The 12,049-nt window shown below is 70.3% G+C and carries 11 protein-coding genes; 8 read left to right on the forward strand and 3 right to left on the reverse strand.

Annotated elements, in window-relative coordinates:
- The first annotated feature begins 19 nt into the window (after window positions 1–19).
- From ABD793_RS19450 to ABD793_RS19480, 6 genes are all read left to right on the forward strand, one after another.
- Window positions 20–1,372 (forward strand): MFS transporter, encoded by a 1,353-nt coding sequence (locus ABD793_RS19450; protein ID WP_344861886.1) that lies wholly within the window; start codon window positions 20–22, stop codon window positions 1,370–1,372.
- A gap of 21 nt (window positions 1,373–1,393) precedes the next feature.
- Complete coding sequence (locus ABD793_RS19455; RefSeq protein WP_344861888.1) at window positions 1,394–2,611, forward strand: MFS transporter; 1,218 nt, start codon at window positions 1,394–1,396, stop codon at window positions 2,609–2,611.
- A complete protein-coding gene (locus ABD793_RS19460; RefSeq protein ID WP_344861890.1) occupies window positions 2,577–3,575 on the forward strand; it encodes a cyclase family protein in 999 nt (332 codons plus the stop codon). The genes ABD793_RS19455 and ABD793_RS19460 overlap by 35 nt, the downstream gene beginning before the upstream one ends.
- Before the next feature lie 34 nt (window positions 3,576–3,609).
- A complete protein-coding gene (locus ABD793_RS19465) occupies window positions 3,610–4,554 on the forward strand; it encodes a DUF6282 family protein (protein WP_344861892.1) in 945 nt (314 codons plus the stop codon).
- A gap of 61 nt (window positions 4,555–4,615) precedes the next feature.
- Entirely contained in the window at window positions 4,616–5,401 is a 786-nt protein-coding gene (locus ABD793_RS19470; protein WP_344861894.1) for an IclR family transcriptional regulator, read from the forward strand.
- Window positions 5,402–5,766: 365 nt separating this feature from the next.
- Complete coding sequence (locus tag ABD793_RS19480) at window positions 5,767–5,970, forward strand: hypothetical protein (protein WP_344861896.1); 204 nt, start codon at window positions 5,767–5,769, stop codon at window positions 5,968–5,970.
- A gap of 15 nt (window positions 5,971–5,985) precedes the next feature.
- Here ABD793_RS19480 and ABD793_RS19485 read toward each other — a convergent pair whose 3' ends face one another.
- Together ABD793_RS19485 and ABD793_RS19490 are read right to left on the reverse strand one after the other, a co-directional pair.
- Window positions 5,986–6,591 (reverse strand): response regulator, encoded by a 606-nt coding sequence (locus tag ABD793_RS19485; RefSeq protein WP_344861898.1) that lies wholly within the window; start codon window positions 6,589–6,591, stop codon window positions 5,986–5,988.
- Complete coding sequence (locus tag ABD793_RS19490) at window positions 6,588–7,763, reverse strand: sensor histidine kinase (protein WP_344861900.1); 1,176 nt, start codon at window positions 7,761–7,763, stop codon at window positions 6,588–6,590. Before ABD793_RS19490 ends, ABD793_RS19485 begins: the two co-directional genes overlap by 4 nt.
- A 142-nt stretch (window positions 7,764–7,905) precedes the next feature.
- Between ABD793_RS19490 and ABD793_RS19495 the strand changes: the two genes are divergently transcribed.
- Window positions 7,906–9,351, forward strand: coding sequence for an alpha/beta hydrolase (locus ABD793_RS19495; protein WP_344861902.1), 1,446 nt, complete (start codon window positions 7,906–7,908; stop codon window positions 9,349–9,351).
- 24 nt (window positions 9,352–9,375) lie between these two features.
- Here ABD793_RS19495 and ABD793_RS19500 read toward each other — a convergent pair whose 3' ends face one another.
- The gene (locus tag ABD793_RS19500; RefSeq protein WP_344861904.1) at window positions 9,376–10,161 is read right to left on the reverse strand and encodes a hypothetical protein; all 786 of its coding nucleotides are present in this window, start codon (window positions 10,159–10,161) and stop codon (window positions 9,376–9,378) included.
- A 178-nt stretch (window positions 10,162–10,339) separates the two neighbouring features.
- On the opposite strand from ABD793_RS19500, the gene ABD793_RS19505 reads away from it, so the two are divergent.
- A complete protein-coding gene (locus ABD793_RS19505; protein ID WP_344861905.1) occupies window positions 10,340–12,046 on the forward strand; it encodes an AAA family ATPase in 1,707 nt (568 codons plus the stop codon).
- Window positions 12,047–12,049 lie beyond the last annotated feature (3 nt).

Here is a 12,049-nt window from a genome sequence, read left to right on the forward strand (position 1 = left end):
AGTGTCGAAGGGAACGTCCATGTCCTCCACCACCGGCGAAGTCCCGGCCACTTCGCTCGATCCCGTCTTCCGGGTGCGCAGACGCCGGGCGATCACCAGCGCCTGGGCCGGCTTCGCCATCGACTCCTATTCCATCTACGTGGCGTCGACCTCGCTGCTGCCCGCGATGGCCTACTTCCAGGCCGACCTGTCCACCGCGCAGCTGTCGGTGTTCGTCGGCATGACCTTCGCCGCGACCCTGCTCGGCAGGCCGGTCGGCGCGCTGCTGTTCGGCCACTTCGCCGACCGGATCGGCCGGCGCAGGGTCGGCTCCATCACCATCTACGGCTTCGGTGCGATCTCCTTGCTGATCGCCGTGCTGCCGGGCGCCGAGCAGGTCGGCGCCGGGCTCGCCAGCGCACTGCTGATCGGGCTGCGGTTGGTGGAGGGCATCTTCCTCGGCGGCGAGTACACCGCCGCCACGCCGATGGCCATGGAATACGCCACGCCCGGCCGCCGCGGGTTCACCGGTGCGCTGATCCAGTGCTCGGCCAGCGGGGGCCCGTTCGTCGTCGCCGTGCTCACCTCGCTGGTGCTGCTGTTCTCCCCGAACGCAGGGCTGCACTCGCCGTACGTCCAGTGGGGCTGGCGGATCCCGTTCCTGATCGGCGCCGTGCTGGCCGCGTTCGTGGCCTGGTTCCTGCGGCGCCGGGTCGAGGACTCCGATACGTGGAAGGAGACGACCAGGGCCAAGTCCCCGCTGCGGGCGATGCTCAAGGGGGCTTCCGGACGTGCGTTCGTCCAGTCCTACATCATCATGACCGGCGTCTTCTTCGCGGTGAACATGCTCGGCAGCGTCATGCCCCAGTTGTTGCTGGCCAACAAGGGTTACACGGCTTCCGACCTGGCGCACACCCAGCTGATCAACGCGTGGCCCGGCATCGCCACCTACCTGTTCTTCGGCTGGCTCAGCGATCGCATCGGCCGCAAACGCGCGCTGTATCTCGCCGCGACGATCGCCATCGTGGCGACTCCGATCACCTACACCTTGCTGGGCAACGGATCCGTGCACGGCTGGGGCAGCCTCACCCTGCTCGCCGCCCTGACCAACGTGTTCTCGCTCGGCGCGCTGGGCGTGCTGCCCGCCTACATCAACGAGCGCTTCGCCACGGCCGTCCGGTCCTCGGGCTGGGGTGTCGCCTACAGCACCGCCGTCATCATCCCGGCGTTCTTCTCCTACTACCAGCTGTGGCTTTCCCACCTCGTGCCCTTCGCCTACACCGCGGGGATCCTGGCCGCGCTCGGCGGGGTGCTCATCCTGTTCGCCGCCATGTCCGGTCCGGAGACCCGCGGGGCCGACCTGAACACCGTGGGCGGCAAGGTCGCGTCATGACACTTCCTCCGAAGGCCAGGTATGCAGCCGGACCGCAAGACCACGCGCACCGCCGTCGCCATCTTCGTCCTGCAGACCGCGGGCAGCGGGGTGGCGGTGTACGGCATCCCGATCTACATCGCGGCATTCCTGCGCTCGGGCACGGTGGCGCCGGCCGAGCTTTCCCTGGCGAGCACGGCGTTCTTCCTGGTGGGTGCGCTGTCCGGGCCCGCGTTCAGCGCGGTGGGCCAGCGTCGCCCGAACGCAGTCATGTCCGGTGCGGTACTCGGTGGCGCGGCGGCTCTCACGGCGATGGCCGTGCACCCCTCGGGCCCGGTCGTCGTCGGCTCGTTCGCGGTACTGGGCGCGATCTTCAACGGCGGGCTCGTCGTCGTGGGGACCACGGTGCTGGTCCGGGTCTTCGACGGCAGGCCGACCTCCGGGATGGCGCTGGCGACCTCCGGTTCGTCGGCGGGCGGCATCCTGGTCTCCCCGCTGCTGGCCCTGCTGCTCACCGCGCAGGCGGCCACGGGCCGATCGTTCCTGGTGGTGGCGACGGGATTCCTGGTGATCAGCGGGCTGGCGCTGCTGCTCGGCAGGCGGGCCGCCGCGTCGCCGGGCGTGGCAGGCACCCCGGCCGTCCCGGCGACGGCGGCGGGACGGCTGTCCGCGCACTGGCCGCTCGTCCTCGCGTTCAGCCTGGTCAGTGCCTCGCAGCTGGGGGCGACCTCCTACATCGTGGCGACCGCGCTCTCCCGGAACTTCACGGGCGCCAGCCTGGCCGTCTCGGTCGCCACCGCGACGGCGGTCGGCTCGCGGTGGCTCGGCAGCGCCGGGATCCGGCGCCTCGGCCTGAGCCGGTGGACGATGACCAGTTTCAGCGCTCAGGCGGCCGGGGTCGCACTGGTCGGGCTGGCGCCGGCCGGCTGGGTGCTGTTCCTCGGCGCCGCGCTGATCGGCCAGAGCCTCGGCAACACCATCCTGATCCGCTCGCAGGTCGTCGTGGACCTGTTCGGGATCGACGGCTTCGCCGGGAAGTTCGCCCGGTTCCAGACCTGGACCTCGCTGGGCTCCGCGGCCGGCCCGCTGGTACTGGGGCAGCTGTTCGCGCTGTCGCACGACTATCTGCTCGCCTATCTGGCGCTGTTCGTGCTCAACGTGGTGGCCGTGCCGTTCCTGCGGCCGTGGATGCGCCAGCTCCGGGCACAGCACGAGAGGAAGGCCGATGAACCCCAGCGCACCGACAGTCCCGCGCTATGAGGAACTGCTCCGCCGCACCGACGCCCCGCCCGGCTCGTCCTGGTACCTCTTCGGGCCCGACGACCAGCTCGGCACGCTGAACTTCCTGACGCCGGCCACGGCGCGCGACGGCGCGGCGCTGGTCCGCCGCGGCCGGGCGTTCAACCTGGACTACCCGCTGAACACGTTCGTGCCCAGTCTCGCCGGGACCCGTCCACCGACCGAACACCACATCTTCTCCAACAACTCCAACCACCGCGACGACTGGCTGGACTCGTTCTACCTCCAGTCGACGTCCCAAGTGGACGGACTGCGGCACATTCGCCATCCCCGGCACGGTTTCTACGGTGGTGTCGAGGACGCCGAGGTGGCGGTCGGCATGCCGGCCCTGGGCATCCAGCTGCTCGCCGAGAAGGGACTGGTCGGCCGGGGCATCCTGTTCGACGCCGTTCGTCACTTCGCCGAGCTCGGCGAGCCGCTGAAGCCGGACGCGCCCCGTGGCATCACCCCGGCCGACCTCGACGCGATGGCCGCACGCTTCGGTGTCGAAGTGCGTCCGGGCGACATCCTGCTGCTGCACACCGGGTTCGCCGAGCACTGGATTCACGCCACCCCGCAGCGCCGCTCGGCCCGCACCGGTGGTCCCGGACTGCACCAGTCCGAGGAGATGCTCGCCTGGCTGTGGGACCACCGGATCTCCATCGCGGCGGCGGACAACGGCGGCCTGGAGTCGTTCCCGGTCGACCCCGGCTCCGGCTGGGTCGATCCGGACGAGCCGCCACCCCCGCGCGGGCCCTCCCACAACGGGATGATGCACCGTCCGCTGATCGCCCTGCTCGGACTCATCATCGGCGAGCTGTGGAAGCTCGACGAGCTCGCCGAGGACTGTGCTGCCGACGGGGTCTACGAATTCCTGCTCACTGCCAAGCCGCTCAACCTGGCGGGCGGGGTCGGCTCCCCGCCCAACGCCATGGCCGTCAAGTAGCCGACCGCACGCAACCGAAAGATTGGACCCCCTCGTGACACAGACGATCAGTGAACTGTGGGACCCGGAACTGGACGCCGACCGGCAGCAGGCCGACCCGGAGGTCGACGAGCTGCTGCGCGGTGCGGTGGACCTGCACACCCACCCCGGGCCGAGCCCGTTCCCCCGCCGGATGTCCATTTTGGACGCGGCGACGGACGCGGCGACGGTCGGATTCCGGGCCCTGGTGGCGAAATCGCACCACCACAGCATGCAGACCGACATCCTGGCACTCGAACAGGCCGGGCTGCGCGAGACCGGGGTGAAGGTCTACGGCGGCGTCGCGCTCAACCGCACGGTCGGCGGGCTCAACCCGTACGCCGTCGAGCTGGCGCTGCGGATGGGCGGGCGGATCGTCTGGTTCCCGACCATCTCCTCGATCGCCCACCTGGAGTTCCACGCGCACAACCACAGCGGGTTCCCGGTCGCCGGGGTACCGCTGCGGCCGAACGAGCCGATCAGCGTGCTCGACGAGTCCGGCAAGCTGAACGCTGCCACGCGGGACATCCTCGACGTGATCGCCGCGGAATCGGCGATCCTGAACTGCGGGCACCTGCCCGCGGCGGAGATCGACGTGCTGATCCCGGGCGCGCTCGAAGCGGGCGTGACGCGGATCGTGGTCAGCCACCCCGAGTTCGTCCTCGGCGCCGAGCCGGAGCGGATCGGGCGGTGGGCCCGCCAAGGCGTGTTCGTGGAGCACTGTCTGGCGATGCTGACCGGCCGGGAGCCGAAGCCCGACCCGTTCGCGAAGATCGCCGAGTTCTACCGGGCGGCCGGGCCCGGCCAGACGATCTTCTCCTCCGACCTCGGGCAGAAGGGAAATCCGCTGCCCGTCACCGCCTACCGCCGGATGGTGCGCGTGCTGGTGGACGGGGGAGTCGCGCCCGAGGACATCAAGCAGATGACGGGTGGTAACGCGGGCGGGCTGCTGTCCGTCTGAGCCGGGCACCCTTGCTGGGTATAGTTCGGATCGGCGGAGCGAAACGAGGAGCGGACCAGTGGTGAACGGCGGCACCGGCGATATCCAGGCGGTGCACCGCGTCGCGGAGATCCTGCGGCTGTTCACGCTGACCAGCCCGCGGGTCACCGTCGCCGAAGCCGCCGCCACCATCGGCCTGAACCGCACGACGGTGCACCGCTACTTCAGTTCCCTGGTACTGGACGAAATCCTGGAGCGCGCACCGGACGACGCGACGACATACATGCCCGGACGCCTGCTGTTGCAGGTCGGTGCCGTCGCGCAGGGCCAGCGGCGGGTGCTCGACGTCGCCCCGCGGCACATGGGTGACCTCTCGGTCGGTACCGGGCTGACCGTGGTGCTGTCGCTGTGGGGCGCGTCCGGGCCGGTGGTGTCGCTGGTCTCGGAGACCGGCACCCACCCGATCCTGATCACCGTCCGGATCGGTTCGCTGCTCGGCTGGGACTCGGCGCAGACCCGGTTGTTCGTGGCCCTGTCGCGCAACGCCGACCGGGCCGAGCGGTACCTGGGCCGGCTGGCGGCCGACGAGCGAAAGCAGCTCGAAGGCCTGCTGCCGCCCTGCCGCTCGCGAGGGCTGAGCCGGACCCCGGTCCCACCGATAGACGGTGTGGTGCTGGCAGCGGCAGTCTTCGACGAGCACGACGTGGCGGCCACGGTGGCGCTGGTGGGCACCACGTCGTCGCTGCCGGCGAAGGCGCCCGCGATGGAGGACGCGCTGCTGCACACCGCCTCCGCGATCACCGCGGACCTGGGTGGCACCGACATCCGGGACCTCGTCCTCACCACCCCGACGGTCGAGGCGGACTAACGGGCGAGACCGCGTCGGTGCCGAAGGCCGGGTGAACACCTCAGGTAATCGATACGATCACGTAGAGTGCCGGCCTGTTCGCGGCGAGAACTGGCGGAGCGAGGAACGACGCGTCCTGCATAGTGGCGGCCAGTACTGCAACGACAGTTGGCGGTGTTGTGGTAGATCATCTTGGTGGTGGTCGATCTGGTGATGGGCCAGCTGTCTCGGGTGCATGAGCGGATCGGGGCCGGTTCGTGCGGTCGGTGAGATGTCGCCGGATGGGATGCCGCGGCTGCTGCGCTGGGCGGACTGGGACGTCGACGGCGTGCGCGACTACCTCGGCGAGCCGGGCGCCGGTGCGCACGTTCCGGCAACCGGTCCGGATGGACAATCCGGCCCTGGCGACGATCCCCCGGACGCACATCCACTGCACGGCCAACGCGTTGACCGACGCGTTGCCGGTACGGCCGGTCCCGCCCGTGCAGCCCAACGGAAGTCCGGCGCGCGTGTGGGAACTGCCGACCGGCCACGACTGCATGATCACCAAACCGGCCGAACTCGCCGGCCTGCTCCGGAAACTCGACTGACCGCGGCCACGATCCTCAAAGCCAGCCCTTGGCATCCGCGAGCCGGGCGGCTTCGGCGCGGGTGCGGGCCTGGGTTTTGCCGATCGCCGAGGACAGGTGGTTGCGTACGGTGCCCTCGGACAGGCCCAGCGTACTGGCGATGTCCGCGACGGTGCCGCCGTCGGCCGTGGTGCGCAGAACGTCGGCTTCCCGGTCGGTCAGCGGGCTGGCGCCCTGTACGAGCGATTCGGCCGCCAGCGCGGGATCGACGAAGCGCAGTCCGGTGTGGACTCGGCGGATCGCGTTGACCAGCTGTTCGGGTGGGGAGTCCTTGACCACGAACCCGGCGGCGCCCGCGGACATCGCCCGGGAAAGGTAGCCGGGCCTGCTGAAGGTGGTGCAGATGATCACGCGGCAGGCGGGCAGCGCGTGGTGGAGTTCGGCGGTGACGGCCAGTCCGTCCCGGCCGGGCATCTGCACGTCCAGCAGTGCGATGTCGGGCGTGGTCCGCCGGGCGGCCGCCAGCACCTCGGTGCCGGAGCCGAGTTCGGCGACCACCTCCAGGTCGGATTCGAGGCGCAGCATCGAGGCCAGCGCACCGCGGATGAGGGCCTGGTCGTCGGCGAGCAGGACGCGGATCACCGCGGGCCTGCCTCGGCCGGCGATGCCGGTCCGCGAGCCAGCACCCGGAAACCGCCGCCTGGGCACCGGCCGTGCTCGACGGTGCCGGAGACGGCGGCGAGCCGTTCGGCGAGGCCGGTCAGGCCGTGCCCGGCCGTCGTCTCGGGAACGTCGGTGCCGTTGTCGCTGATCTCCACCCAGTCGTGCCCGAGCCGGATGGTGCAGCTCTGCGCGTCGGAATGCCGCAGCACGTTGGTGACCGCCTCTCGGACCACGTAGCCGAACACCGGTTGCAGTTCGGACGGCACGTCGTCGGCCACGGTGGGCAGCTCGGCCCGCACGCCGGCGGCGCGCAGGGCGATCCTGGCGCCGGCGATCTCGGTGGCCAGCGTCACCGTGCGATAGCCTGAAACAGTCGCCCGGACGTCGGAAAGTGCTTGCCGCGAAAGGCCTTCGAGTTCGCGGATCTCACTGACCGCGGGGCCGATGTCGTCGGCGGACTCCAGTATCCGCCGCGCCAGCCCCAGTTTGACGGTCATCGTCGAGAGGCTGTGCCCGAGGATGTCGTGCAGGTCTCTGGCGACCCGCTCGCGTTCCTCGGTCACGGCCATCCGTTTGACCTGCTCACGGGCCACTCTCAGGTGGCCGATCGTGAAGTTCAGCGCGAGGATGCTACCGAGGAAGACCGTGACGAGGACGAGGGTGAGCACCGCAGCCCAGTGCACGGTGCCGTCGCCGAGCAGGCTCCAGCCGATCTGACCGAGCACCGTGGCAGGGCCGAGCAGCAACGAGTAGCGCAGCGGCAGCAGCGTGAGCCCGATCGCGATGGCGTAGGTCAGGTCGGTCAGGTCGTGCGGTGCGCCCAGTACGAACGTCGGCGCCGAACCGAGCGTGAACAGCACCGCCACGAAAGCAATCCGCGTCCGCGGCGGTGACACCGGTCCGTACCACAGGGCGAGCACGCAGCTGAGGCCGTAACCGCCGAGCAGGCCGAGTGCGACACCGGTGCGCAGCGCACCGTTGTCGCCATCGGCGATCGCCATACCGTGAAAGAACAGGAAGAGCACGGCGGTGCCGTTGACGACGAGCGCGGCGACCCGGGCCCGGTTGACCTTCCCGCCACGGCGGTCCTCCCAAAAGCTCCAGTCCGGCCACTGCCACATGGAGAATCCGTCGGAATCGCGCCTGCCCACACCGAGCATATTACGGTTCCCGGTGCGCGATCGCGCTATGACAAATGGCAGGGGTCGGTACGACGCCGGCGTGTTCTGGTCGAGACTGCCGCGAAGGCGCGGCGGCCACCTCATCCCGTGGCCGGACAGGGAGGGAAATCGAATGCGGAGAATTCTGTTCGCGGGGCTCGTCGTCGCTGCGGCGGCGGCCGCGACCTCGGGGGTGCCGGCAGCTGCCACACCGGAAGCGTTGTCGTGGGGCCCGTGCCCGGCCGATGCCGCCGCGCCCGGACTGCAGTGTTCGACTCTGCGGGTTCCGCTCGACTACCGCCATCCGGACGGGCAGCAGATCGACGTCGCGGTGTCCCGGCTGGCCAGTGCGAAGCCGGCGCAGCGCCGCGGCGTCCTGCTGCTCAACCAGGGCGGCCCCGGACTGACCGGGCTGAACTTTTCCGCCACGTTGGTGAAAGCGGGACTGCCACAGCAGGTTCGGGACAGCTACGACCTGATCGGGTTCGACCCCCGTGGCATCGGCCACAGCACCCCGGTGACGTGTGACCTGACGCCGGAGCAACGCGATACGGCCGTGAACCCGCCCTACCCGCACGGCGCGGCTGATGTGGGGAAGGCGGCGGAAACCGCGAAGACCGTCGCCAAGCAGTGCGCCACCTCGAAAACCGCGGCCATCCTGCCGTTCATCACCACCGCGAACACCGCCCGCGACATGGACCGGATCCGGACTGCGCTGGATGAGCCGAAACTCTCGTACTACGGCGATTCCTACGGTACGTACCTCGGCGCGGTGTACACCACGCTGTTCCCGGATCGCAGCGACCGGATCGTGCTCGACAGCAATCTCGGCCCGGAAGGGTACGACCGGGCGGCGCTGCGGAGCCAGGCCGAAGGCTTCCAGACCCGGTTCCCGGACTTCGCGAAGCTCGCCGCGGCCGATCCGGAGAAGTACGGCCTCGGCCGCACCCCGGCGGAGGTCACCGCGAAGTACTTCGAACTCGCCGAGCGGCTGGACAAGAAACCGGCGCAGGGGATCGACGGCACGAGCTTCCGCACGGTCACCTCCGCCTACCTGCGTTCGGAAAGCCTGCTTGGCGACCTCGCCGAACTCTGGCACGACCTCGACACCGACCAGCCGATGCCGCCGGTGCCCGCCGAGGCGGGCGACGGCAATTTCGCCGACGGTTACCTCGCGGTGGCCTGCGGCGATTCCCAGTGGGCCGGTTCGGTCGCGACCTACCAGCGTGCCGTCGCGGTCGACCGGATTCGCTACCCCATGTTCGGCGCCTTCACGGCGAACATCCGGCCCTGCGCGTTCTGGCCGTCCCCGGTGGAGCCGGCAGTGCGGATCGGCGACCGGGGGCCCTCGGACGTCCTGCTGGTGCAGAACCTCCGCGATCCGGCGACCCCGCTGTCCGGTGCGGCGCGCCTGCGGTCGGCGTTCGGAGACCGGGCCCGGATGGTCACCATCGACCAAGGCGGGCACGGGGCCTATCTCTTCGCCCCGAACAAGTGCGGCAACGACGCGGTCACCGGCTACCTGGTCACCGGCAAGCGCCCGGTGCACGACACCTTCTGCCCGGCGCAGCAGCCCTGAGCCGGAGACCGGCAGGAACCGCATTCACGCCCCGGGAAACGCTCCTGGCGCACCGGGCGGCGCCGGGGGCGTCCCGGACGGTGGTGTGCGGATGCCAGTCGGTGGTGGCGGTGCGTGGGTGCCGGGCAGCGGCGCGGGCGTGCCCGGGGGAGGGGTGTGCGTGCCGGGGAACGGCGCGGGAGGACCAGGGGCCCGCGCGTAGCTGCCGGGGAACGGCGCGGCGAAGGCCGGTGGCGGCTGGTCCGTTCGCGGTGGCAGCAGGGCCGTCACCGCGGCCGCGATGGCCAGCAGGGCTGCCGGGATCTGCAGCCAGATGGCCGGGCCTGCCGACACCGTCACGGACTCGTCGCTGTCCTCGTGCGCCACGGCCAGCAGTTCCGCGAAGCCGACCGCGGACATCAGGATTGCGCCGATCAGCAGGCCGGAAGCCAGTGTTGCGAGCGGTTTCGTCCAGGTCCACCGGCCCCGTCCGGCCAGCAGCAGGATGGCCACCAGCACGGCGAACGCGGCGGCGGTCACCAGACCCCAGCCGTCGAGCGGATGTCCCGCTTGCTTGGTCGGTACCGAGAAGGTCATCGACCACGCGGTGATCGTGGTGACGTCGACCTTGGTGTGTGCCTCGGCGTCGAAGTAGCTGCCTTCGGCCAGCAGCCGGTCGGTCGTCGAGGTGAGCACGAGGAACGTGCTGACGATGGTGAGCGCACCTGCCACCACCAACAGCGCCGCGGGCAGCCACGCCGGCACGGACCGCCGTCGCCGGGGCGGCAGCGCGGCAGGCCATGGGCCTGCCTGGTAGGTGGGACCGCTCATCAGGACGAACTCCCTTCCGGTGATCCTCCGCAGGGTGAGTATGCGCGTTGCCGACGGGACCGGTCCCGGCGTCGGCGAGGCAACCATCGGTGATGGCAGCAACGTGCCGACCTTCTGGAGGGCTCGCCCGCCGAACCCTAGGTTGGCTTGACGAGCACACACGTCATGCGGAGGAACCGTGCGGGACAGCACGAAGACGGAATTCACCTCGATCGCCGAGGAGGTCGCTCGCGGTGTGTTCACCCAGAGCAACCTGCTCTGGATGGCGGAATGCGAAATCCGGGCTCGCCTGCCGGAGACCATCTACCAGCACGCACAGGCCCTGTTGCCCAACCTCGCCGCGCTGGCGATCGCCAACGCCACACCGGACCGCGCGGAAATGCAGCGCACCCTCGAAGGAGCGGCGTGGCACCAGCTGGAAGGTCACCTGCCGGACCTGGTGAACCGCACCGCCGACGGCCTGCTGCCGGGGCTGGCGGAGGCGGCGGTGCGGAAAGCGACGCCGGACGCCGCGAAGCTGCGCGAGGAGCTGGTCACCGCGGTGCATGCGGACGTCGACGCTGAGGTGCGCGGGCAGACTGCGGCCGTGCTGGCAGACGTGGTCCGCACCGCGGTCGAGCAGGTTCGGGACGAGGTGGCCGGTTCGCTGGAAAAGCAGTCCGAGGAGACGATCTCCGCGCTGGCCCGCGCGGCGGTCGCCGACGCGACCCCGGACCGTTCCGAGGTCCGCGACGAACTGGTCCGCGAGGGCACGGCCGAGCTGCTGAAGAACGTGCGTTCGGCAGTGCACGAAGCGGCACCCGACGCGGTGCAGGCCGCGGTCGGGCAGATCCGTGGTTCGCTGGTCGACACGGCCATGCGCGCGGCAGGCGACGTGCTGCCGGAGCTGGCTCGCGAGGCGGTGGCGGGAGCGACGCCGGATCAGCAGGTGCTGCACGACGAACTGGTCGCCAAGGTACTGGCCACGGTCACCGAAACCGCCCGCGAGGCAACGCTCTCGGCCGTGCCGGAGATGGTGACCAAGGCGTCCGAGGAGACGCTGAAGACGCTGCGGGGCACGGTCCGGGAAGAAGCCGAGAAGGCCATCGCGGAGTACGCGCCGAACGTGGTCACCGTGGTGCTCCCGCAGGGCAAGAAGGTCGAACTCGGTTCGGACACGCACGAGGTGCTGCCGGAGCTGCTGGTGGCACTGCACGCCCGTTGCCACGTGCTGCTGGTCGGCCCGGCGGGCACCGGCAAGTCCATGCTCGCCAAGCACGCCGCCGGCGCGCTCGACCTGGATTTCCAGGCGCTTTCGCTGGGCCCGACCACGCCGATGAGCAAGGTGTTCGGTTACTACGACGCCAACGGCAACTACCACGACACCCCGTTCCGCCGGGCGTTCGAGCACGGCGGCGTGATGTTGCTGGACGAACTCGACAACGGCCATCCCGGGCTGCTCGCCGAGCTGAACCAGGCACTCGCGCTGGGCACCTGCGCGTTCGCCGACCGGATGGTCGACGCACACGAGAACTTCCGGCTGGTCGCCACCGGCAACACCTACGGCACCGGCGGCGACCGCCAGTACGTGGGAAGGCAGACGCTGGATTCCGCGACGCTGGACCGGTTCGTGGTGATCGACGTGCCGATCGACGAAGGACTGGAGGAACGGATCGCACTGCGGCACGCGCCGTCGCACCAGGACGAGGTCGAGGAGCTCCTCGACGAGGTGCGGGACCTGCGGGAGATGGCCTTGACCAAGAAACTGCCGGTGATCTTCTCGCCGCGGGCGAGCATCGACGGGGCCAAACTGCTGGAGGCGGGCGCCACCGTGGAGCAGGTGCTGCAGTGGCGGGTGGTGCGTGGTCTGTCCGACGCGCACCGCAAAGCGCTCGAGCTGGACTGAGCC

The organism is Amycolatopsis ultiminotia, assembly GCF_039536925.1.
GTDB classification, from domain to species: domain Bacteria; phylum Actinomycetota; class Actinomycetes; order Mycobacteriales; family Pseudonocardiaceae; genus Amycolatopsis; species Amycolatopsis ultiminotia.

Excerpts from the sequence above, each read along its gene's own strand:
- ABD793_RS19450 (WP_344861886.1), top strand. The coding sequence starts at position 20 with ATGTCCTCCACCACCGGCGAAGTCCCGGCCACTTCGCTCGATCCCGTC.
- ABD793_RS19455 (WP_344861888.1), top strand. The coding sequence starts at position 1,394 with ATGCAGCCGGACCGCAAGACCACGCGCACCGCCGTCGCCATCTTCGTC.
- ABD793_RS19460 (WP_344861890.1), top strand. The coding sequence starts at position 2,577 with ATGAACCCCAGCGCACCGACAGTCCCGCGCTATGAGGAACTGCTCCGC.
- ABD793_RS19480 (WP_344861896.1), top strand. The coding sequence starts at position 5,767 with ATGGACAATCCGGCCCTGGCGACGATCCCCCGGACGCACATCCACTGC.
- ABD793_RS19495 (WP_344861902.1), top strand. The coding sequence starts at position 7,906 with ATGCGGAGAATTCTGTTCGCGGGGCTCGTCGTCGCTGCGGCGGCGGCC.
- ABD793_RS19500 (WP_344861904.1), bottom strand. The coding sequence starts at position 10,161 with ATGAGCGGTCCCACCTACCAGGCAGGCCCATGGCCTGCCGCGCTGCCG.